This is a genomic window from Streptomyces sp. NPDC059897, assembly GCF_042730865.1.
Classification (GTDB): Bacteria; Actinomycetota; Actinomycetes; order Streptomycetales; family Streptomycetaceae; genus Streptomyces.
In genome coordinates this window covers 72,180-98,350 of sequence record NZ_JBHWKQ010000029.1, presented here as the reverse complement: position 1 = coordinate 98,350, position 26,171 = coordinate 72,180, and the positions used below count along the sequence as shown (strand labels likewise).

At 72.3% G+C, this 26,171-nt stretch carries 27 protein-coding genes; 18 read left to right on the top strand and 9 right to left on the bottom strand.

The genetic code is table 11. From position 1 onward, the window contains the following. The first annotated feature begins 333 nt into the window (after positions 1-333). Together ACFV9W_RS27700 and ACFV9W_RS27695 are read left to right on the top strand one after the other, a co-directional pair. Positions 334-1,119: an SDR family NAD(P)-dependent oxidoreductase gene (locus ACFV9W_RS27700; RefSeq protein ID WP_385765743.1), complete on the top strand. Its 786-nt coding sequence runs from the start codon at positions 334-336 to the stop codon at positions 1,117-1,119. Further along, the gene (locus tag ACFV9W_RS27695) at positions 1,116-2,051 is read left to right on the top strand and encodes an alpha/beta hydrolase (RefSeq protein WP_385765740.1); all 936 of its coding nucleotides are present in this window, start codon (positions 1,116-1,118) and stop codon (positions 2,049-2,051) included. The genes ACFV9W_RS27700 and ACFV9W_RS27695 overlap by 4 nt, the downstream gene beginning before the upstream one ends. Positions 2,052-2,076: 25 nt before the next feature. Here the strand turns inward: ACFV9W_RS27695 and ACFV9W_RS27690 are convergent, their stop codons facing one another. Both ACFV9W_RS27690 and ACFV9W_RS27685 read right to left on the bottom strand, forming a co-directional pair. Then, on the bottom strand, positions 2,077-3,678 hold the full coding sequence (locus tag ACFV9W_RS27690; RefSeq protein WP_385765737.1) for a flavin-containing monooxygenase: 1,602 nt from the start codon (positions 3,676-3,678) through the stop codon (positions 2,077-2,079). Positions 3,679-3,750: 72 nt separating this feature from the next. Continuing rightward, positions 3,751-4,785 carry an acyl-CoA dehydrogenase family protein gene (locus ACFV9W_RS27685; protein ID WP_385765734.1) on the bottom strand — a complete coding sequence of 345 codons (1,035 nt, stop codon included), beginning with the start codon at positions 4,783-4,785 and terminating at the stop codon, positions 3,751-3,753. Positions 4,786-4,954: 169 nt separating this feature from the next. Between ACFV9W_RS27685 and ACFV9W_RS27680 the strand changes: the two genes are divergently transcribed. The 7 genes from ACFV9W_RS27680 to ACFV9W_RS27650 are packed head-to-tail and all read left to right on the top strand — an operon-like array spanning position 4,955 to position 10,935. Then, positions 4,955-5,743: a 2-keto-4-pentenoate hydratase gene (locus tag ACFV9W_RS27680; RefSeq protein ID WP_385765731.1), complete on the top strand. Its 789-nt coding sequence runs from the start codon at positions 4,955-4,957 to the stop codon at positions 5,741-5,743. Between the two features lie 17 nt (positions 5,744-5,760). Continuing rightward, positions 5,761-6,669 carry an acetaldehyde dehydrogenase (acetylating) gene (locus ACFV9W_RS27675; RefSeq protein ID WP_385765728.1) on the top strand — a complete coding sequence of 303 codons (909 nt, stop codon included), beginning with the start codon at positions 5,761-5,763 and terminating at the stop codon, positions 6,667-6,669. Continuing rightward, the gene (gene dmpG / locus ACFV9W_RS27670) at positions 6,666-7,712 is read left to right on the top strand and encodes a 4-hydroxy-2-oxovalerate aldolase (RefSeq protein ID WP_385765725.1); all 1,047 of its coding nucleotides are present in this window, start codon (positions 6,666-6,668) and stop codon (positions 7,710-7,712) included. The genes ACFV9W_RS27675 and dmpG overlap by 4 nt, the downstream gene beginning before the upstream one ends. Positions 7,713-7,719: 7 nt before the next feature. Beyond that, positions 7,720-8,886, top strand: a complete 1,167-nt coding sequence (locus ACFV9W_RS27665) for a Rieske 2Fe-2S domain-containing protein (RefSeq protein WP_385765722.1) — start codon at positions 7,720-7,722, stop codon at positions 8,884-8,886. Next, positions 8,883-9,086 carry a hypothetical protein gene (locus tag ACFV9W_RS27660; RefSeq protein WP_385765719.1) on the top strand — a complete coding sequence of 68 codons (204 nt, stop codon included), beginning with the start codon at positions 8,883-8,885 and terminating at the stop codon, positions 9,084-9,086. The genes ACFV9W_RS27665 and ACFV9W_RS27660 overlap by 4 nt, the downstream gene beginning before the upstream one ends. Beyond that, on the top strand, positions 9,073-10,080 hold the full coding sequence (locus ACFV9W_RS27655) for a 2Fe-2S iron-sulfur cluster-binding protein (protein ID WP_385765716.1): 1,008 nt from the start codon (positions 9,073-9,075) through the stop codon (positions 10,078-10,080). Before ACFV9W_RS27660 ends, ACFV9W_RS27655 begins: the two co-directional genes overlap by 14 nt. A gap of 45 nt (positions 10,081-10,125) precedes the next feature. Then, positions 10,126-10,935, top strand: coding sequence for an SDR family oxidoreductase (locus tag ACFV9W_RS27650; protein WP_385765713.1), 810 nt, complete (start codon positions 10,126-10,128; stop codon positions 10,933-10,935). Between the two features lie 15 nt (positions 10,936-10,950). Here ACFV9W_RS27650 and ACFV9W_RS27645 read toward each other — a convergent pair whose 3' ends face one another. Then, the gene (locus tag ACFV9W_RS27645; protein ID WP_385765710.1) at positions 10,951-11,841 is read right to left on the bottom strand and encodes an IclR family transcriptional regulator; all 891 of its coding nucleotides are present in this window, start codon (positions 11,839-11,841) and stop codon (positions 10,951-10,953) included. A 396-nt stretch (positions 11,842-12,237) separates the two neighbouring features. Between ACFV9W_RS27645 and hsaA the strand changes: the two genes are divergently transcribed. The 7 genes from hsaA (at position 12,238) to ACFV9W_RS27610 (ending at position 18,477) form a co-directional block, all read left to right on the top strand. Beyond that, positions 12,238-13,431, top strand: coding sequence for a 3-hydroxy-9,10-secoandrosta-1,3,5(10)-triene-9,17-dione monooxygenase oxygenase subunit (hsaA, locus tag ACFV9W_RS27640; RefSeq protein ID WP_385765707.1), 1,194 nt, complete (start codon positions 12,238-12,240; stop codon positions 13,429-13,431). Continuing rightward, entirely contained in the window at positions 13,428-14,297 is an 870-nt protein-coding gene (gene hsaD, locus ACFV9W_RS27635) for a 4,5:9,10-diseco-3-hydroxy-5,9,17-trioxoandrosta-1(10),2-diene-4-oate hydrolase (protein WP_385765704.1), read from the top strand. The genes hsaA and hsaD overlap by 4 nt, the downstream gene beginning before the upstream one ends. Positions 14,298-14,320: 23 nt before the next feature. Continuing rightward, positions 14,321-15,235, top strand: a complete 915-nt coding sequence (locus tag ACFV9W_RS27630; RefSeq protein WP_385765701.1) for a VOC family protein — start codon at positions 14,321-14,323, stop codon at positions 15,233-15,235. Then, positions 15,223-15,777, top strand: coding sequence for a flavin reductase family protein (locus tag ACFV9W_RS27625; RefSeq protein ID WP_385765698.1), 555 nt, complete (start codon positions 15,223-15,225; stop codon positions 15,775-15,777). Before ACFV9W_RS27630 ends, ACFV9W_RS27625 begins: the two co-directional genes overlap by 13 nt. Positions 15,778-15,796: 19 nt before the next feature. Further along, positions 15,797-16,408 carry a TetR/AcrR family transcriptional regulator gene (locus ACFV9W_RS27620; protein ID WP_385765695.1) on the top strand — a complete coding sequence of 204 codons (612 nt, stop codon included), beginning with the start codon at positions 15,797-15,799 and terminating at the stop codon, positions 16,406-16,408. 173 nt (positions 16,409-16,581) lie between these two features. After that, entirely contained in the window at positions 16,582-16,785 is a 204-nt protein-coding gene (locus ACFV9W_RS27615; RefSeq protein ID WP_266720703.1) for a cold-shock protein, read from the top strand. 132 nt (positions 16,786-16,917) lie between these two features. Continuing rightward, on the top strand, positions 16,918-18,477 hold the full coding sequence (locus ACFV9W_RS27610; protein ID WP_385765692.1) for a DEAD/DEAH box helicase: 1,560 nt from the start codon (positions 16,918-16,920) through the stop codon (positions 18,475-18,477). Between the two features lie 211 nt (positions 18,478-18,688). On the opposite strand, the gene ACFV9W_RS27605 is transcribed toward ACFV9W_RS27610, so the two are convergent. The 5 genes from ACFV9W_RS27605 to ACFV9W_RS27585 are packed head-to-tail and all read right to left on the bottom strand — an operon-like array spanning position 18,689 to position 23,151. Beyond that, positions 18,689-19,642 carry a tyrosine-protein phosphatase gene (locus ACFV9W_RS27605; protein ID WP_385765689.1) on the bottom strand — a complete coding sequence of 318 codons (954 nt, stop codon included), beginning with the start codon at positions 19,640-19,642 and terminating at the stop codon, positions 18,689-18,691. Between the two features lie 41 nt (positions 19,643-19,683). Beyond that, a complete protein-coding gene (locus ACFV9W_RS27600) occupies positions 19,684-20,733 on the bottom strand; it encodes an NAD(P)H-dependent flavin oxidoreductase (RefSeq protein WP_385765758.1) in 1,050 nt (349 codons plus the stop codon). A 41-nt stretch (positions 20,734-20,774) separates the two neighbouring features. Beyond that, on the bottom strand, positions 20,775-21,533 hold the full coding sequence (locus ACFV9W_RS27595) for a CoA-transferase subunit beta (protein ID WP_385765686.1): 759 nt from the start codon (positions 21,531-21,533) through the stop codon (positions 20,775-20,777). Next, on the bottom strand, positions 21,530-22,384 hold the full coding sequence (locus ACFV9W_RS27590) for a CoA transferase subunit A (RefSeq protein ID WP_385765683.1): 855 nt from the start codon (positions 22,382-22,384) through the stop codon (positions 21,530-21,532). The genes ACFV9W_RS27595 and ACFV9W_RS27590 overlap by 4 nt, the downstream gene beginning before the upstream one ends. Continuing rightward, positions 22,381-23,151: an enoyl-CoA hydratase family protein gene (locus ACFV9W_RS27585; protein ID WP_385765680.1), complete on the bottom strand. Its 771-nt coding sequence runs from the start codon at positions 23,149-23,151 to the stop codon at positions 22,381-22,383. The genes ACFV9W_RS27590 and ACFV9W_RS27585 overlap by 4 nt, the downstream gene beginning before the upstream one ends. 131 nt (positions 23,152-23,282) lie before the next feature. On the opposite strand from ACFV9W_RS27585, the gene ACFV9W_RS27580 reads away from it, so the two are divergent. Together ACFV9W_RS27580 and ACFV9W_RS27575 are read left to right on the top strand one after the other, a co-directional pair. Beyond that, a complete protein-coding gene (locus ACFV9W_RS27580; protein ID WP_385765677.1) occupies positions 23,283-24,023 on the top strand; it encodes an SDR family oxidoreductase in 741 nt (246 codons plus the stop codon). A 1-nt stretch (position 24,024) separates the two neighbouring features. Next, positions 24,025-24,969, top strand: coding sequence for an SDR family oxidoreductase (locus tag ACFV9W_RS27575; protein WP_385765674.1), 945 nt, complete (start codon positions 24,025-24,027; stop codon positions 24,967-24,969). A gap of 54 nt (positions 24,970-25,023) precedes the next feature. Here ACFV9W_RS27575 and ACFV9W_RS27570 read toward each other — a convergent pair whose 3' ends face one another. Next, positions 25,024-25,935, bottom strand: coding sequence for a hypothetical protein (locus ACFV9W_RS27570; protein ID WP_385765671.1), 912 nt, complete (start codon positions 25,933-25,935; stop codon positions 25,024-25,026). Positions 25,936-26,171 lie beyond the last annotated feature (236 nt).

The window sequence follows — 26,171 nt, the reverse complement described above, 5'->3', positions numbered from 1 at the left end:
GAGCCGATGTCCTCTTCGCGATGCTCCGCGACGGCACCTACTACCAACCACCAACCCCGATTGCCCCTTGACCAAAGTCATAGGGGCACCCCCCCATGGAGCCGGCTCCCGCTCCCAGCTCCCCGACTCCGCTGACAAGTCGTCAGGGTCCGTGTGTGCAAAGCGAATGCACAAGCCGTGAACCGGCCGAAACTCTCCCGCTGAGCGGGATTCCGCGGTCCCGTGGGGAGCCGTGCAGGGGAAGGGTTCGGGTGGGTGGCACGAGTCGCCCTGGGCTGTTCGGAGACGACGTGGAGCTGGAGGGAAACGCGGATGAGTGAGGGACAAGTAGACGTGAGTGAAGGGCAACTGGCCGGGAAGGTCGCCCTGGTGACCGGTGCGGCGCGGGGCATGGGGGAGGCCATCGCGCGGGAAATGGTCGGCCGTGGGGCGCGGGTCGTGCTGGGGGACGTGCTCGTGGCGGAGGGGGAGAAGGTCGCCGGTGAACTGGGGGACGGTGCCGCGCGCTTCGTGCGCCTCGATGTCACCGACGCCGCGTCGTGGGCGGGCGCCGTCCGCGTCGCCACCGAGACGTACGGCCGGCTCGACGTCCTCGTCAACAACGCCGCGATCTACACGACGTCCCCCATCGTCGACGAGGACCCGGCGCAGCTGGAACGGATCCTCAAGGTCGACCTGGTCGGCCCGTTCCTGGGGCTCCAGGCCGTCGTCCCCGCCATGCGGGCGGGGGAGCGGGGCGGGTCGATCGTCAACATCTCCTCGCAGGCCGGGGTGCAGGGCATCTGGGGGCACGGCTCGTACGGGGCGGCGAAGTGGGGGCTGCGCGGCCTGAGCCGGACCGCCGCGCTCGAACTCGGCGGCGACGGCATCCGCGTCAACGCCGTCTTCCCCGGCGCCATCGACACGGCGATGACCGCCCACCTCGGCACCACCGAGCACCCGGCCGCCGCGCTCGGCCGCATCGGCAGGCCCGAGGAGGTCGCCCGGCTCGTCGCGTTCCTCGCCTCCGACGACGCCTCGTACCTCACCGGCGCCGAGGTCGCCGCGGACGGCGGCGCGTCGGCCGGACGGATGCCGGTGTTCGCTCAGCGGGGGCGGGGAGAGGATGGTGGGCAGTGACAACACCTTCCGGCCGCCGTCCCCGTTCCGACGTGCAGGCGCTCATCGACGTCTGCACCGCCAACTATCCCGCCCTGGGCACCGAGTTCACCGACATACGTGACGTGCGCACGTTCTTCGCGGAACGTCCCGCCCCACCGCCGCCCCGGCTCCCCGCCCTGCACCGGGTGACCGACCAGGACGCCGACGGTGTGCCCGTGCGCGTCTACGACCCCGCCAGCGACACCGGTAACGCGCCCGTCGTCGTCTTCTTCCACGGCGGCGGCATGGTGCTCTGCTCGCTCGACTCGCACGACGGGTTCTGTCGTGAACTCGCCTACGCGACAGGGGTGTTGGTCGTGTCCGTCGGCTATCGGCTCGCGCCCGAGCACCCCTTCCCCGCCGCCCCCGAGGACGCCTACACCGCGCTCCTGTGGGCCGCGCGAACCCACCCGGGCCGGCCCCTCGTCGTCGCGGGAGACAGCGCGGGCGGCAATCTCGCCGCGGTCACCGCGCTGCTCGCCCGGGAGCGCGGCGGGCCAGCCCTCGCCGCCCAGCACCTGTACTACCCGATGCTGGACCCGGCCCGGGACTCGGCCTCGTACGCGGAGAACGCGCACGGGTACTTCGTCACCGCCGACCATCTGCGCTGGTACTGGCAGCAGTACCTGACCCGCCCCGAGGACGCCCGCGACCCCCGTGCTACTCCTTTCTCCGCGGTCCGGTTCGACGGCCTTCCGCCCGCGTTCGTCGTCACCGCCGGGTTCGATCCGCTGCGCGACGAGGGCCGGCGGTACGCCGAACTCCTGACCGCGGCCGGGGTGCCCACGCGGTACCACTGCTACGACGAGGCGTTCCACGGCTTCATGACGATGGGCGGCGAGGCCGCCCTGCCCGAGGCGAAGGCCGCCTGCGCCGCCGCCTTCGCCGACCTTGCGAACCTCACTCGCTGAGCCGACCTCGACCTGGCGAGGAACCTCACTCGCTGAGCAGCTCGAACCCCTGGTACCCGGCCGCCGCGACCTTCTCGATGATGTCGCCGTACACCCCGAAGCCACCGACGAACGGCATGAACACCCGTGGCTTTCCAGGGATGTTGGCGCCGAGGTACCAGGAGTCCGCCGCCGTCATCAGCGTGCCGTCGGCCCGCTTCCGGCACTCGTCCACCCACGCGTCCACCGCGTCGGCACGCGCCTCCACGCCCGCGTAGCCGCCCTCGCGCAGATGGCCGAGCAGCCCGGCGATCCAGTCGGTGTGCTGCTCGCCGCAGAGGATCATGTTGGCGAGGACGGACGGCGAGCCGGGGCCCGCGAGGTTGAACAGGTTCGGGAAGCCGTCCACGCCGAGCCCGAGGTACGTGCGCGGGCCCGCCGCCCACGCCTCCTTCAGCGTGCGCCCGCCCCGGCCGGTCACCGAGATCCGGTCCAGGGAGCCGGTCATCGCGTCGAAGCCGGTCGCGTACACGATCACGTCGAGCTCGGTGAGCGTGCCGTCCGCGAGGCGGATGCCGGCCGCCTCGATCCGCTCGACCGGATTGGCGCGCAGGTTCACCAGGTGCACGTTGTCGCGGTTGTACGTCGCGAAGTAGCCGTCGTCCGTGACGATCCGCTTGGTGCCGATGGGATGGTCGACGGGGACGAGCTGCTCGGCGACGGCCGGGTCGGCGATCTCCGCCCGCACCTTCTCCTCCCAGAACCGGCGCGCCTCGTCGTTCGCCGCACGGTCGGTGAGCTGGTCGGGGAACGTCTTCGAGTACAGGACGCCGCCCAGCTCCCAGCGCTCCTCGAACGCCGCCCGGCGCTCCTCGGGCGAGGCATCCAGCGTCTTCAGCGGATGCGCCATGTGCGGCGAGCCGCCCCCGGAGCGGCGGGCGAGGCGGCGCCGCTCGGCGTAGCCCGCCTTCTGCGCGGCCCGGTCCGCGTCGCTCAGCGGCTTGTTGCCCGCCGGGATCGAGTAGTTGGCGCTTCGCTGAAACACCGTCAACTCGGCGGCTTGCCGGGCGATCTCCGGAATCGACTGGATGCCGGACGAGCCCGTGCCGATGACGCCGACCCGAAGCCCGGTGAAGTCCACGCCCTCGTGCGGCCATTCACCCGTGTGGTACGAGGCCCCGGCGAAGTCGGCGATGCCCTCGATCTCGGGGAGGTGGGTGGAGGACAGGCAGCCGACGCCGAAGAGTACGTACCGTGCCTCGACCTCCTGGCCGCCGTCCGTGCGCACCGTCCAGCGCAGCCGCTCCTCGTCCAGCTCGGCGGAGACCACGGACGTGCCGAAGGTGAAGTGCCGCCGCAGGTCGTGGCGTTGGGCGACGTGCTCCACGTAGCGCAGGATCTCGGGCTGCGTCGCGTACTTCTCCGACCAGTCCCACTCCTGCTCCAGGTCCTTGTCGAAGGAGTACGAGTAGTCGACGGACTCCACGTCGCAGCGGGCGCCCGGGTACCGGTTCCAGTACCAGACCCCTCCGACGTCCGCGCCGCGCTCGAACCCGGCGATGCTCAGGCCGAGTTCACGCATCCGGTACGCGGCGTAGAGACCGGAGAATCCGGCGCCGACGATGACGACGTCCACCTGTTCGGGCATGGCGGTCCTTAAAGGTTGTGGGTGGTCGGGCGAGGGCGAGGGTCACTGGGGTCGGCGAGGGCCAGTGGGTGGTCAGGTGAGGGCCAGGCGCCCGCGGTGCCAGGCGGGGGAGCCGAGCAGGCGGGCCGTGGAGTGGGCGCGCTTGAAGAAGCGGTGGGCGGGGTGCTCCCAGGTGATGGCGATGCCGCCGTGCAGCTGGATCGCCTCGCCCGCGACGTGCTCGTACGTCTCGCAGCACACGGCCTTCGCGGCCCCCGCCGGGACGTCGCCGTGCGCGGCGGCGAGCAGCAGTGAGCGGGCCGACTCCAGCTTTGTGAACAGGTCGGCGAGGCGGTGCTTGACCGCCTGGAACGAGCCGATGGCCCGGCCGAACTGCTCCCGCTCCTTCGCGTACCGCAGCGTCAGCTCGAAGACCGCCGTCGCGCCGCCCACTGCGTCGGCCGCGAGCACGAGGGCGCCCGCCTCCAGTGCGCCGACCAACACGCGCTCGGCGTCGCCGAGTTGGCCCACCGGCTCGGCCGGCGTGCGGAGCAGGTCCAGGCGCCACTGCGGCCGGGTCCCGTCCATCACGGGCACGGACGAGACACGTACGTCGTCCGCCGTCGCCAGGACGTGGAACAGGCTCGGGCCGTGCCGCTCCGTCCGCGCGACCACCAGGAAGTCGTCACCGCACGCGAGCAGGTGCTCCTTCGCGCCGGACAGCCGCCACACGCCCCGGTCGAGGGTCGCGTGCGTGCGCGTACGGCCCGGGTCCCAGCCCGCGCCGCGGTCCTCGGCCCACGCGAGGGACGCCGTCCGCGCCCCCTCCGCGAGCCCCGGAAGCAGCCGTGCGCACGCCCCGCCGTCCCCGCTCGCCGCCAGCGCCCGCGGCACGAGCACCGCGCTGTCCAGGAACGGCACGGGACTCAATACTCGCCCCAACTCCTCGCCGACGACCACGAGTTCACCGGCGCCAGCGCCGAAACCCCCGTACTCCTCCGGGGTCGCGAGCCCCGCCACCCCGACCTGCCCGGCCAGCGGCGCCCAGGCCGCCGCGCCCTCATGGGCGGCGAGCACCTGACGCACCGCCGACCGCAGCTCCTCCTGCTCCCTGCTGTACCCGGTCATCCGGCGTGCCCCTCCTGTGGGAACTCGGTCACGCCGGGGAGGCTCGCAGAGCCGCCGCCACCCGGTCAGCCACGGCTTCCCGCTCACCGGGAACACGCCGTCGCCGCCGCCACAGAGCGCCGCCTACGGTCGCCGCACCCGAGCAACCCAGCAGCGAGGAGCGGGCCCGATGCTCACGGAAGCCGAGCGGCGCAAGGCCGCCGAAGCGCTGGCCGCGGCGGAGTCCGCGCGCTCGCCGATCCGTCCGTTGACCGAGACCTTCGACGGCATCACCGCCGTCGACGCCTACGAGATCCAGCTCATCGGCATCCGGGACCGACTCGCCGCGGGCGAAACCGTCCGCGGCCACAAGGTCGGCCTGTCGTCGCCCGTGATGCAGCGGATGATGGGCGTCGACGAACCCGACTACGGCCACCTCCTGTCCACGATGGAGCTGACCGAGGACGCCCCCGTGCCCGTCGGCCGGTACTGCGCCCCGCGCGTCGAGGTCGAGATCGGCTTCGTGCTGGGCGCCGCGCTGCCCGGCGAGGAGTGCACCGCCGCCGACGTCCGCGCCGCCACCGAACGCGTCGTCCCCGCACTGGAGTTGATCGACTCCAGGATCGCGGACTGGCGCATCGCCATCGCCGACACCATCGCCGACAACGCCTCGTCGGCCGGATACGTGACCGGCGCGGGCCGGCCCATCGGCGACCTCGACCTCAGGGACGTGGAGGCGCACCTCAGCGACGACACCGGGGCTGCGCTCGCCTCCGGGCGCGGCGACGCCGTGCTCGGCGACCCCGCCGAGTCCGTCGCCTGGCTCGCCCGCACGGTCGCCCGGTTCGGGGTGCGCCTGGAGGCCGGGCACCTCATCCTGCCCGGCTCGTGCACGCGGGCCGTCGACGTGGCACCGGGCCGCACGTACACCGCCGACTTCACCGGGCTCGGCCCGGTGTCCCTGACGTTCACCAAGTGAGTCAAGTGAGGTCCCGTATGACGACAAAGGCGACCGCCGCCATCGTCGGCTCCGGCAACATCGGAACCGACCTCCTCTACAAACTCCTGCGCTCCGAGCACATCGAGCCCCGCTGGATGGTCGGCGTCGACCCGGCAAGCGAGGGCCTCGCCAAGGCACGCGCCGCCGGGCTCGACGTCACCCACGAGGGCGTCGACCGGCTCCTCGCGCAGGACGAACTCCCCGACCTCGTCTTCGAGGCGACCAGTGCGTACGTGCACGCGGCCAACGCGCCCCGCTACAAGGAGGCGGGCATCAGGGCGATCGACCTCACCCCGGCCGCCGTCGGCCCCGGCGTCGTCCCGCCCGCCAACCTCACCGCCCACCTCGCCGCCGACAACGTCAACATGGTCACCTGCGGCGGCCAGGCCACCATCCCCATGGTGTACGCGGTGTCCCGGGTCGTCCCGGTGAAGTACGCGGAGATCGTGGCGTCCGTCGCCTCCGTCTCCGCGGGGCCCGGCACCCGGCAGAACATCGACGAGTTCACCCGCACCACCTCGCGCGGCATCGAGGACATCGGCGGCGCCGAGCGCGGCAAGGCGATCATCATCCTCAACCCGGCGGAGCCGCCCGTCATCATGCGCGACACCGTCTTCTGCGCCATCCCCGAGGGCGCCGACCACGAGGCGATCACCCGCAGCGTCCACGAGGTCGCCGCCCAGGTCGCCGAGTACGTGCCCGGCTACCGGCTGCGCGCGCAGCCGCAGTTCGACGTGGCCCGCCCCGAGAACGGCGGCATGGCCCGCGTCGCCCTGTTCCTGGAGGTCGAGGGCGCGGGCGACTTCCTGCCGCCGTACGCAGGAAACCTCGACATCATGACCGCCGCCGCGACCAAGGTCGGCGAGGAGTTCGCGAAGCAGCAGCTGAAGGGGACCACCAAGTGACCAGCCTGGCCCGCCCGTTCTCGGACACCCTCGACATCCGCGTCACCGACTCGTTCTGCCGTGACGGCTCGCACGCCCACCGCCACCAGTTCACCACCGGCCAGGTGCGCACGGTGGTCGGCGCCCTCGACGCGGCCGGTGTGCCTGTCATCGAGGTCACCCACGGCGACGGACTCGGCGGCTCCTCCTTCAACTACGGCTTCTCGCACACCCCCGAGCAGGAGCTCATCAAGACGGCTGTCGACACGGCCACCCGCGCGAAGATCGCCTTTCTGATGCTCCCGGGACTCGGCACCAAGGACGACATCCGCGAGGCACAGGGCAACGGCGCCGCCGTCTGCCGGGTCGCCACCCACTGCACCGAGGCCGACGTCTCCGAACAGCACTTCCAGCTCGCCCGCGAGATGGGCCTGGAGACCGTCGGCTTCCTGATGATGGCCCACTCCACCACCCCGGAGACCCTCGCGAAGCAGGCCCGGATCATGGCCGACGCGGGCTGCCAGTGCGTGTACGTCGTCGACTCCGCGGGCGCGCTCCTCATGGACGGCGTCACCGACCGGGTCTCCGCGCTCGTCGCCGAACTCGGCGACGACGCGCAGGTCGGCTTCCACGGCCACGAGAACCTGGGCCTCGGCGTCGGCAACTCCATCGCCGCCGTCCGCGCGGGCGCCCGCCAGATCGACGCCTCCACCCGCCGCTTCGGCGCGGGCGCCGGCAACACCCCGACCGAGGCCTGGGCGGCGGTCGCCGAACGCTCCGGCTGGCGCACCGGCATCGACGTCCTGCAGATCATCGACGCGGCCGAGGACAAGATCCGCCCGATCATGGCCGACGAGTGCCTCCTCGACCGCAACTCGCTGCTCATCGGCTACGCGGGCCTGTACTCCTCGTTCCTCAAGCACGCCGAGCGCCAGGCCGCCCACTACGGGGTCAGCGCCACCGACATCCTCCTGGAGGCCGGCCGCCGCGGGCTCGTCGGCGGCCAGGAGGACCAGCTCATCGACATCGCCGTCGCTCTCTCGGATCCTTCACAGAAAGCCTGATGCCGCCATGACGACCACCCATGACGTACGTGTCATCGACACCGGCGCCGCCCCCACCCGATTCGCCCGCGGCTGGCACTGCATCGGCCTGGCCGTCGACTTCCGCGACGGAAAGCCGCACGAGGTCGAGGCGTTCGGCACCACCCTCGTCGTCTTCGAAGGCGCCGAGGACCACCGACTGCACGTCCTCAACGCGTTCTGCCCGCACATGGGCGGCAACCTCGCCCACGGCACCGTCAAGGGCGACACCCTCGCCTGCCCCTTCCACGACTGGCGCTGGGGCGGCAACGGCCGCTGCCGCGAGATCCCCTACGCCCGCCGCGTCCCGCCCCGCGCCAAGACCCGCACCTGGCACGCCCTGGAGCGCAACAAGCAGCTCTTCGTCTGGCACGACCCCGAGGGCAACCCACCCCCGGCCGACCAGGACATCCCCGAACTCGCCGGAATCCACGGCCCGTTGGAGGAGACTGAGCTCTGGTCGGACTGGCAGTGGAACGCCGTCACCATCGACACCAACTGCCGCGAGATCGTCGACAACGTCGTCGACATGGCGCACTTCTACTACGTGCACTACTCGTTCCCGGTGTTCTTCAAGAATGTCTTCGAGGGTCACGTCGCCACCCAGTACATGCGGTCCGAGCCGCGCCCCGACGTCGACCTCGGCACCCTCTCCGCCTCCGGCGGACTGCGCTCCGAGGCCTCCTACTTCGGCCCCTCGTACATGATCGACTGGCTGTACGCGGAGGTCGCGCCCGGCGTCGAGATGGAGACCGTCCTCATCAACTGCCACTACCCGGTCGGCCCCGACAGGTTCGTCCTCATGTACGGCGCCATGGTCAAGAAGCTGCCCGGCATGAGCGACGAGGAGGCCACCGAGGCCGCCCGCGTCACGAGCGAGGGCCTCGCCGTCGGCTTCGAGCAGGACGTCGAGATCTGGAAGAACAAGACCCGCATCGACAACCCGCTCCTCACCGAGGAGGACGGCCCGGTCTACCAACTGCGGCGCTGGTACGAGCAGTTCTACGTCGACGCCGCCGACGTCAAGGAGGAGATGACGGACCGCTTCGAGTTCGAGCTGGACACCCGGCACGCCAACGACAACTGGCGTGCCGAGGCCGAGCGGAACCTCAAGGCGGGCGGCGTCACCTCGTACATCACCGGAGGCGGGGCATGACGCCCGTCGGCTGCGGCGCCTGCGGCGGCCAGGTGCTCTGCGAGAAGTACAGCCCGTACCACCTGCAGATCCAGTGGACGCGCGCCGCGTCCGCCGGCTGCCCGCGCCTCGACGCGCAGGGCTGCCCGCAGCTGCGCGCGTCCATCGACCGGGCCGTCGACGAGGGCCGTCTGGAGGTGACCCGGCGTGACCAGCGCTGACCTCGCCGAACCGGTCACGGGCGTGCTCACCCTGCGGGTCGCCGAGGTCGTGCGGGAGACCGCGGAGGCGGTCTCCCTCGTCCTCGACGCCCCCGAACTCCCATACCTGCCCGGCCAGTTCCTCACCCTGCGGATCCCCGGCGGCGGCGCCCGCTGCTACTCCCTCGCCTCCTCCCCGTACACCGGGGAGCCGCCGCGCGTCACCGTGAAGAAGGTGCCCGGCGGGGCGGGCTCCGGGTGGGTGTGCGAGGAGATCGGACCCGGCGACGTACTGGAGTGCCTGCCGCCCGCCGGGACCTTCACACCCGCGTCGCTCGACGAGGACGTGCTGCTGCTCGCGGGCGGCAGCGGCATCACCCCGTGCCTGTCCATCGCCCGCTCCGTGCTCGCCGCGGGCACCGGCACCGTCACCCTCGTCTACGCCAACCGCGACCAGGACTCGGTGATCTTCCGGGACGCGCTGTGGGGCCTCACGGAGGAACACCCCGGCCGGTTCGCGGTCGTCCACTGGCTGGAGACCCTCCAGGGGCTGCCCACCCGGGCCGCGCTCGGCGCGCTCCTCACCCCGCTCGCGCCCGGCCGCACCGCCTATCTGTGCGGGCCGCAGCCCCTGATGGACGGGGCCGAGGACGTGCTGCGCGAGGCGGGCGCGGCCGCCGTGCACCGGGAGCGGTACTTCTCCCTGTCCGGCGACGTGTTCGAGGCACCCGCCCCCGTGGGGTCCACGGTGACGGTCACCGCCGAGCTGTACGGACAGACCCACGAGGCGGCGGGCGACGAGCGGACCCCGCTCCTCGACGCGCTTCTCGCGGCGGGCGTCCCGGCCCCGTACTCGTGCCGCGAGGGCGCCTGCGCGGCCTGTACATGCCGGGTCGTGGAGGGCACGGTGACGCTGCGGCACAACGAGGTGCTCGACGCCGAGGACCTCGCGGAGGGCTACACCCTCGCGTGCCAGGCACTGCCGACGACGGACCATGTACGGGTCGAGTACTGACGAGTACCGGCAAGCACTGACGACTTCGGACACCTGGAGGAGCACATGTCCACGATCGCCGTCACCGGAGCCGGTTCCGGCATGGGTGCCACGCTCACCGAGCGGCTGCGCGCGCAGGGCCACACGGTCATCGGCGTCGACCTGAAGAACGCCGACGTCACCGCCGACCTCGGTGACCCCGAGGGCCGCGCCCACGCCGTCGCCGAGATCACCCGGATCGGCGGCGGCAGACTCGACGGACTGCTGCCGTTCGCCGGACTCGCGGGCGCCGCCGGCCGCCCGTCGAGCCTGCTCGTCTCCGTCAACTACTACGGCGCGATCCGCCTGTTGGAGGGCCTGCGCCCGGCGCTCGCCGCCGCCGGGACCTCGTCCGTCGTCCTCGCCTCCTCCAACTCGACGACCACGCAGCCCGACTGGCCGGAACACGTCGCCGCCGCCTGCCTCGCGGGCGACGAGGCCGAGGCCCGCCGCGTCGCCGACGAGGCGGGCGCCCAGGACGGCGGCCTCGGCGCCTACCCGGCCACCAAGGCCGCGCTCGCCTGGTACGCCCGCACCCGCGCCGCCGACTTCCAGGCCGACGGCATCCGCCTCAACGCGGTCGCGCCCGGCTACATCGACACCCCGATGACCCGCGCCGCCGCCGAGGACCCGGCGACCGCCGAGGGTATCCGGCAGTTCCTCGCCTCGATCCCGGCGGGCCGCGCCGGCCGGTCGGAGGAGATCGCCGAACTCGTCGAGTTCCTGCTCTTCCCGAAGTCCGCGTACTGCGTCGGCTCGGTGTTCTTCGCGGACGGCGGCCTCGACGCCCGCCTGCGCGGCACGGACTGGCCGAAGGCGTGGCACCCGGGCGCGTAGGGCCCCCGCGTCACCTCACATCCAGGAGTCGGACCGCACCCACCCCAGCAGATTGGGGATGGTGCGGTTCACCGCCGCATCCTGCGGCGTCACGTCAGGGGCGGGCGCGTGCCGGGCCGCCCGCCCGGGCCCGTTCAGATCACGCCAGATCGCCCGCGCCGCGCCCTGCAACAGCGGCGCCGCGAGCTCCAGCGGCCGCAACCCACCGAGCGACCCGAGCGAGACGGCCGCCACGGCCCGCCCCGCACCGCGCAGCGGCACCGCCGAGCACACCAGACCGTCGAAGGTCTCCCCGCGGTCGTACGCGATCTGCGCCGTGCGCACCCGCGACAGCTCCGAGCAGAACACGTCGGGCCGCGTCACAGTGCGGTGCGTCCGGGGCCGCAGCCCCGCCGCGACCACCCGCTCGATGTCGTCCTTGTCGCCGAACGCCAGCATCGCCTTGCCCGCCGCCGTGGCGTGCGCGGGCAGCCGCGCCCCGATCCGCACCGGGTACGCCCGGTCCGTGGCGTCCCCCGCCGAGTGCGGCAGCGACCCGGCCCGCTCCAGACACACCACGTCCGTCACGCCGTCGAGCACATACAGCTGGACGAGCTTGCCGGTGGCCTCGTGCAGCGCGTCCAGATGCGGAATCGCGGTGCGGATCAGCCGGTTGTGGTGCGCGGCGAGCCCGCCGTGCTCCAGCATCCGCAGACCGAGCCGGTAGTCCCGGCCCTCCCGGTCCAGCCAGCGCAGCTTCACCAGCTGGTCGAGGATGCGGTGCGCGGACGACCGCGACAGCCCGGAACGGTGGATGATCTCGGTCAGCGACAGCCGCCCACGACCGCCGTCGAACGCGGCAAGCACCTTCTCCGCCTTCTCCAGAAGAGACAGCGGACCACCTGCCTCCAGGGCCGTTCCAAGCACAGCACACCCCCGCAACCATGGGCATGGGCCGCCTCATCGCGGCCCCGATCAGCGCTGCCTGGACCTTGCCACGCCGCGACCTGGCTTATCTAGCCCCTGCCGGCGATTGAGCAGATCAAGCCGCGCGGACGATTGAGCAGATCAAGCCGCTCGGACGATTGAGCAAACCAAGCCCCGGCGCCGGTCGAGCAAATCAAGTCCCGGGGACGGTCGAGCAAATCAAGCCCCGCCGGCGATTGAGGCGCGGGGTCCGGGGCAGAGCCCCGCGACCTAGGAGGACGCTCCCTTCCCAGGGCCCGGGCCGCCCCCCCCCCGCGACGTAGGAAGACGCCCCCTTCCCGCTCACCGGGAACCTCACCTGTCCCGCCCCCGGCGGAGCCGCTTAGCGTCGCCGGCATGACCGACCCCACCACCACAAACGTCCTCGCCTCGGTCCGCGCCCTCCTGCCCGCCATCGCGGAGCGCGCCGCGGAGGCCGAAGAGCTGCGCAAGGTCCCCGAGGCCACCGTCAAGGAACTCACGGCGACCGGCTTCTTCCGCCTCCTCCAGCCCAAGCGCTACGGCGGGTACGCCGCCGACCCCACCGTCTTCTACGACGCCGTCAAGGAGATCGCCCAGGCCTGCGGCTCCACCGGCTGGGTCGCCTCCGTCGTCGGCGTCCACCCCTGGCACGTGGGCCTCTACGAGAAGCAGGCGCAGGACGAGGTCTGGGGCGAGAACGGTGAGCGCGCCGACACCCGCATCTCCTCCTCGTACGCCCCCACCGGCAAGGTCACCCCCGTCGACGGCGGCTTCCGGCTCTCCGGCCGCTGGCACTTCTCGTCGGGCTGCGACCACGCCACGTGGGTGATCCTCGGCGCGCTCGTGCCCGACGCCGAGGGCAACCTCGTCGACATGCGCTCGTTCCTGCTGCCGAGCGCCGACTACGAGATCAAGGACGTGTGGGACACCGTCGGCCTGCGCGGCACCGGCTCCAACGACATCGTCGTCGACGACGTCTTCGTCCCCGAGCACCGCGCCCTCTCCTTCGGCCCGGTCACCGCCCTCACCCCGCCCGGCGCCGAGGTCAACCCCGACCCGCTGTACCGGCTCCCGTACGCCAGCGTCTTCACCACCACCATCTCCACCCCGATCGTCGGCATCGCGCAGGGCGCCTGGAACGGCTTCGTCGCCGCGACCCGCGAACGCATCCGCGTCAGCTACGGGCAGAAGGTCGCCGAGGACCCGTTCGCGCAGATCCGCCTCGCCCGCGCCGCGAGCGACATCGACGCCGCCTGGCGGCAGCTGCGCGGCAACATCGCCGAGATGTACGAACTCGCCTGCGCGGGCGACCCGTTGACGATGGAGCTGCGCGCCCGCGCCCGCCGCGACCAGGTCCTCGCCACCGAGCGCGCCGCGGCCGCCGTCGACCTGCTGATGGAGAACGCGGGCGGCAACGCGATGCGCACGGGCGCGGGCCCCGCCGGCGTCCAGCGCGCCTGGCGCGACGTCCACACCGGGCGCGGCCACGCCGCCAACGACCCGGAGCGGGCCCTGCTCATCTACGGCCAGGACGCCCTCGGCCTGGAGATCCAGGACGTGATGCTGTGACCACCGCCGCGTACACCTCCGAGAGCACCCGCCGCTCCGTGAAGGCGGGCGGCATCCAGCTCGCCTACCACGAGGCAGGCCCCGCGGACGGCCCCGCCGTGATCTTCCTGCACGGCGGCGGCCCCGGCGCGAGCGGCTGGTCCAACTTCGGCCCCAACCTGCCGGTCTTCGCCGCCGCGGGCTTCCGCACGATCCTTCTCGACCAGGTCTGCTTCGGCGCCAGCGACAAGCCCGAGCTCGACGCCGACTACTGGACGGCCTCCGCCCGCTTCACCGTCGCGTTCATGGACGAACTCGGCATCCGGCAGGCCGACTTCGTGGGCAACTCGCTCGGCGGCGGCACCGCGGCCCGCCTCGCCCTCGACTTCCCCGACCGCGCCCGCAAGCTCCTCCTGATGGGCCCCGGCGGCATCTTCCTGAACCTCTTCCACGCCGACCCCACCGAGGGCATCCGGCAGCTCTTCGAGTTCAACGCCGCCGCCGAGCCGACCCGCGAACAGATGCGGGCCTTCCTCACCACACTCGCGTACGACAGGTCGATCGTCACCGACGCCTTCGTCGAGGAGCGCTACCAGCGCGCCATCGACCCCGACGTCCGCCTCGGCACCGCTCGCATGGGCGCCTCCTTCGCCAACCCGGAGTGGGCCGAGCGCACCCAGATCTGGCGCGACGCCGGGAGGATCCACCACGAGACGCTGCTCACCTGGGGCCGCGAGGACCGCGTCAACCCCATCGACGGCGCGTTCGTCGCCCTCAAGGCGATGCCCAACGCCCGCCTGCACGTCTTCCCCAAGTGCGGCCACTGGGCGCAGACCGAGAAGGCCGACGAGTTCAACCGCCTCGCGATCGACTTCTTCACCAACTGACCGATCTCATACGGGAGTTACGGATGGACATCCGCGCACTCGGCTATCTGCGCATCGAGACGGCCGACCTCGCCGCCTGGCGCACCTACGTCCTCGACATCCTCGGCATGACCGAGGCCCAGGGCAGCACGGACACACAGCTCAACGTCCGCATCGACGACCGCATCCACCGCTTCCAGTTCGTCACCGGAACCCAGGACCGGCTGGCAGCCGCCGGGTTCGAGGTCGCGAACGCCCGCGAACTGGCGCTCGCGGTGGAGGAGTTGGAGGCCGCCGGGCACGCCGTGAAGCAGGCCGACGCCGCCACCCTCGCCGACCGCCGCGTCCAGGGCCTGATCCACGTCAGCGACCCCGCGGGCAACCCCCTGGAGATCTACTGGGGCCAGGCCCAGGACCACACCCCGCTCGCCACGCCCTACGGCAACCGCTTCGTCACCGGTACGAGCGCCCCGTCCACCGGCGACCTCGGCCTCGGCCACGTAGTCCTCCCGGCCGTCGAGATCGAGGAGGCCGTCGACTTCTACGAGAACCTCCTCGGCTTCCAGCTCCGCGACTCCATGCAGCTCCCGCCGGTCGCCGTCCCCACCGGCAAGCCCGGCCAGGACACGTACCGCATGTACTTCCTGTCCCCGAACCGCCGCCACCACAGCCTCGGCCTCTACCCCGGCGCCCTGCCGCCCGGCATCGTCCACTTCATGATCGAGCTGGAGCAGCTGGACGACGTCGGCTACGGCCTCGACCGCATGAAGAAGGCCGGCTACCCGATCGCCTCGTCCCTCGGCCGGCACTCCAACGACCACATGGTGTCCTTCTACGCCCAGGCGCCCGGCGGCTTCCAGGTCGAGTACGGCTGGGACGGCCTGGTCGTCGACCCGGAGACCTGGGTGACCAAGGAGATCACCGCCGACTCCCTGTGGGGCCACGAGTGGAACGGCTGAGCACCACCGTGGCGCCACCCGTCGACGCGGGGGAGTACCGGGACACCCTGTCCCGGTTCGCCTCCGGCGTCACCGTCGTCGCCGGCCTCGACGAGGCCGGCGCCCCGGCGGGCCTCGCCTGCCAGTCCTTCACCTCCCTCTCCCTCGACCCGCCCCTCGTCCTCGTCTGCGTCGCCCGTACGTCGACGAGCTGGGCCCGGATCGCCCCCGCCGGCCGCTTCGGGGTCTCGGTCCTGGCCGAGGACCAGCGCGCCCTGTGCCGCACCCTCGGCTCCCGCGCCCCCGACAAGTTCGCCGGCCTCGACTGGCACACCGGGCGCGACGGCGGCAGCGTCCTCGTCGACGGCGCCCTCGCCCACCTGGAATGCCAGCTCGAACGCACCGTCGACGGCGGCGACCACGAGATCGTCATCGGCCGCGTCACCTCGCTCACCACCCCCCGGGCCGACGGCCGCCCGCTCCTCTTCTTCCGCTCCGCCTTCGGCACCGGCCGCTTCGGCACGGACCGGGAAACGGTGGACCTCTTCGCCCAGTGGCTGTGACGGCCGGGACAATGGGCCCGTGCCTACGAAGAAGAAGCCCCAGTCGACGAACGGCGCGCCCGAGCGGCGCGGCGAACTCCTGCACACGGCCGCCGAGGTCTTCGCCGAGCAGGGCTACAACGCCACGACCGTCCGCAAGATCGCCGACCACGCGGGCATGCTCGCCGGCAGCCTCTACTACCACTTCGACTCCAAGGAATCGATGCTGGAGGAGATCCTGCGGACCTTCCTCGACGAGCTGTGGTCCGGCTACGACAGCGTGCTCGACGGCGAGCTCGGCCCCAGGGAAACCCTGGAGGCACTGGTCACCGAGTCCTTCCGGGAGATCGACCGGCACCGCGCCGCCGTCGCCATCTACCAGCGCGAGTCCCAGCAGCTCGTCGCGCAGGAACGCTTCGCGTTCCTCGCCGAATCGCAGCGCAGGTTCGCGAAGACCTGGCTGACCACCCTGGAGCGCGGCGTCGCCGACCAGGTCTTCCGCGCCGACCTCGACATCCGCCTCACCTACCGCTTCGTGCGGGACACCGTCTGGGTCGCGGCCTCCTGGTACCGGCCGGGCGGGCGGCACAGCCCCGAGGAGATCGCGCGCCAGTATCTGTCGATGGTCCTGGACGGGATCGCGGTGCGGTGACGTCGCATGCTAAGATTCATGACGTTGCAGTTTTGGTACCCATAGACTTTATGTGCGCCTGACGGGAATGTTCCTCAGGCGCATTATTGTTTTTCCCGGGATTATTCCCGGTTCCGGCGTTCATCTGGGCGTTCTGGGAATGGGGGCTGCTACCTGTTCTTAAGGAGAACGACATGGCCACCGGTATCGTTAAGTGGTTCAACTCGGAAAAGGGCTTCGGCTTCATCGAGCAGGACGGCGGCGGCGCCGACGTCTTCGCCCACTACTCCAACATCGCCACCTCGGGCTTCCGTGAGCTCCAGGAGGGCCAGAAGGTCACGTTCGACGTGACGCAGGGCCAGAAGGGCCCGCAGGCGGAGAACATCCTCCCCGCCTGATCTCGCTCGTAGATCACTCGACCTCGCCGGGCTGACCCGGTGAGCGTCGGATCGAGCATCACCGGGCCGGGGCCCGCACCGCTACGGTGCGGGCCCCGGTTCCTGCTGTCCCGTCCCGGAAGGCATCGCCGCATGGCCAGTTCCGCCCGCCCGTCCCGCCGCAGCCCGCGTCCCGCAGCCGGGCAGCGCCGCGCCCCCGAGCAGCGTCGCCGGCCGCAGTCCGCGCCGCCGAGCGAATTCACCATGCCGGAGAACACCACTCCCGCACTGCCGGCCGTGGACAGCTTCGCGGAACTCGACATGCCCGAGGCCCTCCTGAAGACGCTGGGTGAGCAGGGCGTCACCGACCCGTTCCCCATCCAGGCCGCGACGCTCCCCAACTCGCTCGCCGGACGGGACCTCCTCGGCCGCGGCCGCACCGGCTCCGGCAAGACCCTCGCCTTCGGCCTGCCGCTGCTCACCCACACGACCGGCGCCAAGGCCGAGCCGAAGTCCCCTCTCGCGCTCGTCCTCGTCCCCACGCGTGAGCTCGCCCAGCAGGTCACCGACGCCCTCACCCCGTACGCGACCGCGCTGAAGCTGCGCCTCGCGACCGTCGTCGGCGGCATGTCGATCTCCCGCCAGGCCGGCGCGCTGCGCCGCGGCGCCGAGGTCGTCGTCGCCACCCCCGGGCGCCTCAAGGACCTCATCGAGCGCGGCGACTGCGTGCTCGGCTCGGTGCGCACGACGGTGCTCGACGAGGCCGACCAGATGGCCGACATGGGCTTCATGCCGCAGGTCACCGCGCTCCTGAAGCAGGTCGAACCGGGCGGCCAGACGATGCTGTTCTCCGCGACGCTCGACAAGAACGTCGACCGTTTGGTCAAGCAGTTCCTCAACGACCCGGTGGTCCACTCCGTCGACCCGTCGGCCGGCGCGGTCACGACGATGGAACACCACGTCCTGCACGTCCAGGACGAGACCGACAAGAAGGCCGTCACCGCGCGCATCGCCGCCCGCGACGGCCGCGTCATCCTCTTCGTCGACACCAAGCGCTCCGCCGACCGGCTCGCCAAGCGGCTCCTCGCCACCGGCGTCTACGCGGCGCCGCTGCACGGCGGCCGCAGCCAGCCGCAGCGCAACCGCACCCTCGAGCAGTTCAAGGACGGCCGGGTCACCGCGCTCGTCGCCACGAACGTCGCGGCGCGCGGCATCCACGTCGACGACCTCGACCTCGTCGTGAACGTCGACCCGCCCACCGAGCACAAGGACTACCTGCACCGCGGCGGCCGCACCGCCCGCGCCGGTGAGTCCGGCAGCGTCGTCACGCTGGTCCTGCCCGAGCAGAAGCGCGACGTGCAGCGCCTGATGCGCGACGCGAAGATCAAGCCGCAGACGACGCAGGTCCGCTCCACGGACGAGGAGCTGACGACGATCACCGGCGCGCGCGAGCCGTCCGGTGTCGCCGTGGCCATCGCCGTACCGGAGCAGCCGGCGCCCGCCGCGGCGTCGAAGCCGCGCCGCTCGCGCCGCTCCCGCGGCGGCTCGGGCAACGGTGGCGGCGGCCGTGCCGCGACCACCGAAGGCCAGCGCACGGCCCAGGGCAACGGCGGCAACCGCCGCCGCTCCGGCTCCGGCAACACCGGCCAGCCCGGCTCCACCCCCGCCCCTCGCCGCGGCCGCGGCGGCCGGGGCCCTCGCCAGGCGGCATAGCGCACGGCAGACCGGGCACCACATCAGCCCCGCCGGTGATTGAGGCGCGGGGTCCGGGGCGGAGCCCCGTGACCTCGGCGCCGTGGGGCCGCAACGGTGCGCCGGGTGGGCCAAATCCAGCCCCGCCGGCGATTGAGGCGCGGGGCCCGGGGCAGAGCCCCGCGACCTCAGCCCCGTGGGGCCGCAACAGGACGGCAGGGCGACGCCCCCCTCACCCCACCAGCCGCCTCCGCAACACCTCCACCACCCCCCGGTCCACCCCGAGCCCCTCGGCCACATACCGGTCCAGCCCGCCGAACACCCTCCGGACCTGCTCACGCGCAGCGTCCAGATACTCCATCCGCACCTCCTGGACAGGTATCAGCAGCTCCGGGTGCCGCATCAGCCCCGCCCGCCGCAACCCCTCACGCACCTCGGCGTCATGCGCGGCGCGAATCGTGTTCGACGCCAGGTAGTCGCCCACCGCGGCCCGCCGGTCCACCCCGAGCAGGCTCAGCAGGACGTACGTCATCCAGCCCGTACGGTCCTTGCCCGACGTGCAGTGGTAGAGCAGCGCACCGCGCCCGCCGAACGCCGCGTCCCGGAGCGTCGCCCCGAACCTGGCCCGGTTCGCCGCGTCGGTGACGAACATCCGGTACGTCGCGCGCATCGCGGCGGCCCCCTTGCCGTCGCCCAGCGCCTCCTGCTGCACCGCCGGATCCTTGGAGCCGATCGCGGCCATCAGCTGCTCGTACTGGCCCCCGTCGGAGACGGCCCGCGCGGTCGCGGTGAGCCCCGCGGGCAGCCGGTCGGCGCCGTCGGTCCGCACCTCGAACGGCACCCGGAAGTCGACCACTTCGGCGAGACGCAGACCGGCGATCCGCGCCACGTCCGCCTCGGTGAGTTCGCTCAGCGCGTCGGCCCGGTACACGAGCCCGTACCGGACCCGGCCGTGGCCCCGCGCGCGGTAGCCGCCGATGTCCCGGACGTTCACCGCCCCCTGGAGGGGGATCTGCCGGATGTCGCCGGTGGCCGGCCTGCCCGGCGCAGCCGCCGCGGCGGCGGGGGCCGCGGCGAGCGCCGCGACCGAGCCGAGCGCGGCGCCGAGCGCACGACGTCGCGAGAGCGCCGCCGCGAAGGTGTTCCCTGTTCTGTGAACGTGCCCTGTTCTGTACGTGTGCGGCATACATGAACTCCCTTGTGGATGCGGGCAGTTGCTCTGCCCGGTCAGGGTGGGGTGGGGAGGGACTCCAGTGTTTTGCGGGCCTCGGTCATCACGCGGTCGACCAGCTCCGCGCAGCTGGGCAGGTCCTCGATGAGGCCCGCCACCTGGCCGGAGGCCATGACGCCCAGGTCGGTGCGGCCGTCGACCATGGAGGCCTTCAGGAGCATCGGGGTGTTCGCGGCCAGCAGCACCTGGCTCCAGCTGAGGTCCTTGCCGTGCTTCATGGCGAGGCCGTCGCGCACCATCTGCGGCCAGCTCAGCCCCGAGAGCCGCCGAAAGCCCGCCGCACGCCGCACGGCGTGCAGCAACGCGCGCGTACGCCCCGCGTTCTCCAGTGATGCGACGAGCTCCGAGCGCAGCATGCGGTGCGGAAGACCGTCCACCGCCGTCGTCACCGTGACGTCCTTGACGCTCGCCGCGAGGTACTTCGCCTTCACCGCGTCCGGCACCGTCGAGTCCGACGTCAGCAGGAAGCGCGTGCCCATGGCGATCCCGGCCGCCCCGTAGGCCAGCGCGGCGACCAGGCCCCGCCCGTCGCGGAAGCCGCCCGCCCCGATCACCGGGATGTCGACGGCGTCCACCACCTGCGGCAGCAGCACCGATGTGGCCACCTCGCCGGTGTGTCCGCCGCCCTCGCCGCCCTGCACGATCACCGCGTCCGCGCCCCACGCCGCGACCTTCTCGGCGTGCCGGCGCGCCCCGATCGACGGGATGACGACGGCGCCCGCGTCCTTCAGCTCGGCGATCAGCTCGCGCGAGGGGGCCAGCGCGAACGAGGCGACCTTCACGCCCTCCTCGACGATCACCTTGACCCGCTCGCGCGCGTCCCCCGCGTCGGCCCGCAGGTTCACCCCGAAGGGCTGGTCCGTGCGCGACTTCACCTCGCGTACGGCGGAGCGGAGCTGGTCGAGCGTCATGGTGGCGGACGCGAGGATGCCGAGCGCCCCCGCGTCGGCCGCCGCCGACACCAGGCGCGGCCCCGCGACCCACCCCATGCCGGTCTGCACGAGAGGGTGGCGCACCCCGGTCAGCCTGGTCAGCGCCGTGGGGATGGTGAACGTGCCGGAGTCGGGGGCCGGTTCGGAAGGCGGCGTCATACCGGCTTGACCTCCCGGTTCCGCTTCGAGTCGGGGTCGATGACCTCCCGGATCAGCCGCAGCTCCTCGGCTGTGGGCTCCCGCGTCGTCGCCACCTCGCCGCCTTCGGGGAGCACCAGCGCGAACCCCGTCGCCTCCTGGACCTCCGCCACCGTGACCCCCGGATGCACGGACACCAGCCGCATCGCGTGGTCGTCCGTGTCGAAGTCCAGGACGGCCAGGTTCGTCACCACGCGCGGGATGCGGTGGTACCGCGTCGCCGACGGGCCCGCCGCGGCCGCGCTGTCGTAGCCCACCCCGCTGATCATGTCGACCTTCTCGACGAAGACCCGCGGGCTGTGCTTGGCCACCCAGTAACTCACCGCGTTGTTCAGCGTGTTGACGGGGGCGCCGCGCACCCCGATGAGCTGGCGGTCGGGCCGGGACCAGTCGCCGATGCACGAGATGTTCATGTTGCCGAACCGGTCGAGCTGGCTCGCGCCCATCATGATGTGCCGCTTGCCGCCCGTGGTCAGCGCCAGGTGCTGCCGGTAGGGAAGCCAGCCCTCCCGCTGCCCGTCGAGGCCCACCAGCATCGCCTCGCCGTCCGTCAGCATCAGCTCGGGGGAGAAGGTGCGCTTGGCGAGGCGGGACGCGAACACCGGGACCATGCCGCCCATCGGGCTCGCCAGCACCTCCCCGTTGCCCCGCCAGGCGTCGGCGCACGCGATCACGCAGTACTCGGCGCGGGACACCTCTGTCGTCGTGACGCTCACTTCTGCTCCTCGTGCCAGGCCTGGACGGCGGACTGGTACTGCTTCTCGTCACCGCCGGGCGGCAGGAACCGCTCGGCGAACTCGGGCCAGGGCGTGCTCGCGTACAGCTTCTGGAACGCCTCGTCGCGGTCGTAATCGGGCACGCAGGACGTGAAGTGCGCCCCGCCCGGTGTCTCCACGACCCCTGTCACGGAATGCCGCTTGACCAGCAGCGTCTGCGGAACCGTGTCCGCCCCGAAGCCGTCGACCAGCTGCTCGCACGACACGTACGCGCTGTCCGCCGCCTCGCAGAACAGGTCGTCGAAGTACGGGTCGGGGCCCAGGTACTGGCCGTTGCCCGCGCGGTCCGCCCGGTTCACGTGCACCAGCGCCGCGTCGAGCCGCAGCGCGGGCATCGCGACGAACGTCTCCCCGTCCTCGTACGGCGACGTCACCGTCCGCAGCGCCGGGTTGACCCGCATGACGTCCGAGCCGAGGCCGGCCCGCACGGGCAGGAACGGCAGCCGGTTCGCCGCCGCGTGCAGCCCCCACATGAACATCGCCTCGTCGATCTCCATCAGCTCGAACGCGCCCTGCTGGCGCGCCGCCCTGAAGTTCGGCTCGAGCGGGATGGAGTCGAGCGTCGCGAACGCCGCGACCAGCTTGCGGATCCTCCCGGCCGCCGCGAGCAGCCCGACGTCCGGGCCGCCGTACGAGACGACGGTCAGGTCCGTGACATCGCTGCGCAGCAACGCCCGCACGAGCGCCATGGGCTTGCGGCGCGAGCCCCAGCCGCCGATGCCGATCGTCATGCCGCTGCGCAGCCGTCCGACCACGTCGTCGGGCGTCATGATCTTGTCCGGTGCGGTCATCGGTCGGTCTCCTGTCCGAAGGTGTCGCGGACCCGGTCGGCGACCCCGCTCAGGTTCGCCTCGAAGGTGAAGCCCTGCTCGAAGCGGTAGCTGCGGTGCACGTCGACGGGGTCGATCCCGTTGAGCGCGGACTTGGCGAGGCGGAGCAGATAGCCGTCCTTGCGGGCGATGTCGCGGGCCAGCTCCAGGGCCGCCCCGCGCAGTTCGTCCCGCGGGACGACCTGCCAGACCGAGCCGTGTGCGTGCAGCTCGGCGGCCGTCGCCGTGCGCGACGTGTAGAACAGCGCGCGCATCAGATGCTGCGGGACGAGGCGGGCCAGGTGCGTGGCCGCGCCGAGCGCGCCCCGGTCCAGCTCGGGCAGGCCGAACGTCGCGTCGTCGCTCGCCACGATCGCGTCCGCGTTCCCCACGAGTCCGATGCCGCCGCCCAGGCAGAACCCGGCGACCGCCGCGATCACCGGGACCTCGCACTGGTACACCGCGGAGAACGCCTCGTAGCAGCCGCGGTTGGCGCCGATCAGGGCGCTGTGGCCGCCGCCGGCCGCTGCCGTCTCGCGCTGCATCTCCTTGATGTCCACCCCCGCGTTGAACCCGCGGGAGGTCTCGGCCGCCGTCAGGACGACGCAGCGCACGTCGGGATCGCGGCCCGCGGCACGCACGGCGTCCGCCAGGTCGTACCAGCCCCGCACCGGCAGTGCGTTGACGGGCGGGAAGTCGACCGTGACGACGGCGATGCCCTTTTCGGGTGAGGAGGTGGAGACACCCATGGCGTTCAGCTACCTTTCCACCTAACGTTTGTTTGGTACGCCGATGACGGTAGCAGGCGGCGAGGGGCAGCGGAATGGGTCGGGCAGCGGTCGGCGCAAGTGGACCCGAAAGGGTCGGGAAGGGGTCCGGGATGGATCTGAGCGGTCGGGTCGTCGTCGTCACGGGCGGCACGAGGGGAGTGGGCGCCGGAATCGCGGGCGCCTTCGCGAAGGCCGGGGCGCGGGTGATCACCTGTGCCCGCAGGCCTCCCGAACAGCCGGTGGAGGGCTGCGAGTTCATACCCGTCGACCTGCGGGACGCGGCGGCCGTCGCGGAGCTGTTCGCGGGCCTCGACCGGGTGGACGTGCTGGTGAACAACGCGGGAGGGACGCCGTACCGCCCGCTCGCGGAGGCGGACGCGGCGCGGCACGCACGCGTGATCGAGCTGAACCTGACGGCGGCCCTGACCGCGTCCCTCGCCGCCCGCGAGAAGCTCGCCGCCGCCCGCGGCTCGATCGTGATGATCGGCAGCGTCAGCGGCAGCCGCCCCTCGCCGGGCAGCGCGGTGTACGGGGCGGCGAAGGCGGGCCTGGAGCACCTCGCGCGGTCCATGGCCGTGGAGTGGGCGCCGCGGATCCGGGTGAACACGCTGGTGCTCGGCATGGTCCGCACCGAACTGAGCGCACTGCACTACGGGGACGAGGACGGCATCGCCGCCGTGGGCGCGACCGTGCCCATGGGGCGCCTGGCCGAACCGGGCGAGGTCGGGGACGCCGCGGTGTTCCTGGCCTCGGACGCCGCCTCGTACATCACCGGAGCGAGCCTGCTGATGCACGGCGGCGGCGAGCTCCCCGCGTTCCTGGACGCGGCAACTGCCAACAAGGAGGCGTGAGATGACGGACGTGAGGCCGGTCGACGGCGACAGCGGAGGCCTGTGCGCGGGACGGGTGGTCGCCGTCACGGGAGCGGGACGCGGACTCGGGCGCGCGCACGCCCTCGCGTACGCGGCCGAGGGCGCGAAGGTCGTCGTGAACGATCTGGGGGTGGGTCTGGACGGCGCCCCCGCCCCCGACAGCCCGGCGGCCCAAGTGGTCCAGGAAATAGCGGCGCTGGGTGGCGAGGCGGTGACGCACGGCGGCGACATAGCGACCTCCGAGGGCGCCGCCTCGCTCGTCGCGGCGGCCGTCGACACCTTCGGGCGTCTGGACACGCTGGTGAACAACGCCGGATTCCTGCGCGACCGGATGCTCGTCAACCTCGACGAGGACGACTGGGACGCCGTGATGCGCGTCCACCTCAAGGGCCACTTCCTGCCGCTCAAGCACGCCGCCGCGTACTGGCGCGCCGAGTCGAAGGCGGGCCGCACCCCGACGGCCCGTGTCGTCAACACATCGTCCGGGGCGGGCCTGTTGGGGTCCGTCGGGCAGGGCAACTACAGCGCGGCGAAGGCCGGGATCCTGGGCCTGACCCTGGTCGCCGCCGCCGAGATGGGGCGCTACGGCGTGCAGGTCAACGCGATAGCGCCCGCGGCCCGTACCCGGATGACCGAGGCGACGTTCGCCGAGACCATGGCGGCGCCCGGCTCCGGCACCTTCGACGCGATGGCTCCGGAGAACGTGTCGCCGCTGGTCGTCTGGCTCGGCTCCGGGGCCGCGGCGGACGGGGTGACCGGGCGGGTCTTCGAGGTGGAGGCCGGCCGGATCACCGTGATGGAGGGCTGGCGGCCGGGCCCGACCGTCGACAAGGAGGAGCGGTGGACACCCGCGGGCGCGGGCGACGCGGCCCGCGAACTGCTGGCACGCGCGGCGATACCGGGAGGCGTGTACGGGGCGTCGTGACGCGTGCGCGGCGGTTCGGCGGGGGAGTCCGGCCGCACTCTCCCGCCGGGCGGCCTACGTGTCGCACTCCCACACCGTCCGGCACAGCCCGCACCGCGCCCGAACCCGGCCCCGCACCGGCACCCGGATCCGCTGCTGACACGTCGGGCACGCGAACGCCACCCGCAGCCCACCGGCCCGCCCCTGCGGCCCTTCCCCCACCGAGAAGGAGTACGGGCCCCCGGGGTCGAGGCCGCGCGGCCCGTGGTCCTGCGCGTACCGGCGGTCCTTCGCGTAGCGCCGCCGCCCCGCCCAGCCCGCCGCGGTCAACGGCGGCTGCCGCTCGTCACGCCGCGCCTGCTCGAGCCCCTTCTCGTACGCCGAGAACGCCTGCGGGCTCGTGAACCACGTCTCCGGCCCCTCACCGAAGACGAGGGCCCGCTTCGCAAGCACGTACCCGAACTCCTCGGGCGTCAGATAGCCCAGCTTCTGCGAGGACGCCGCGTCCTCCCGGTAGGCGTCGAGGAGCAGCCAGCCCGCCCCCAGGTATGTGGCCGCCGTGTCGGTCAGGATCTCGTTGTCCCGCGTCCCCGGCAGCGACAGGTCGAGGCGGTGCAGGTAGACGTGCATGATCTCGTGCGCGAGCGCGGCCCCGATGTCCCGGCGATGCGTACGGAACCGGTCGTTCAGCTCGATGAAGTACTCGGGGCCCGCCGCCAGTTCGACGCTCGCCGCATGCCGCATCTCCCGGAAACTCACGATCATCCGCGCGTCGGGGAGCCGATAGTGCCGCACCAGCTCACGCGCCAGCCGCTGCACCCCCGGATACAGGTCGTCGATGTCGCTGAACGCCACATCGGCCGGGGCGACACTCGACGAGAACGTCCGCACCGTGTCGTAGGAGAGCCGTCTGTAGAGCGCGGTGATCGCCGAGCGCACCGTCTCCAGATGCGGATAGCCGTGCACCACCGGTCCGCCGTCCGCCACGCGCGCACCCCCTGGGGCCGCCGGTCCAATTCCCCCGGGAGCCCGCGCCCGGACCCGGCGAGTCCAGAGTACGGCCATTAATCCAAGACCTGCCGCCCCTTTGTCCATGGGCCCCTCGGCCCCGCCCGGCGCATCGTGATCGACACGCCAAGCCGCCGTGAGAAGGAGTGCGCCGTGCCCGAGCAGCCCCAAGGCCAGCCGTCGGAGAACTCGGAGAACTCGGAGTCTTCGGGGTA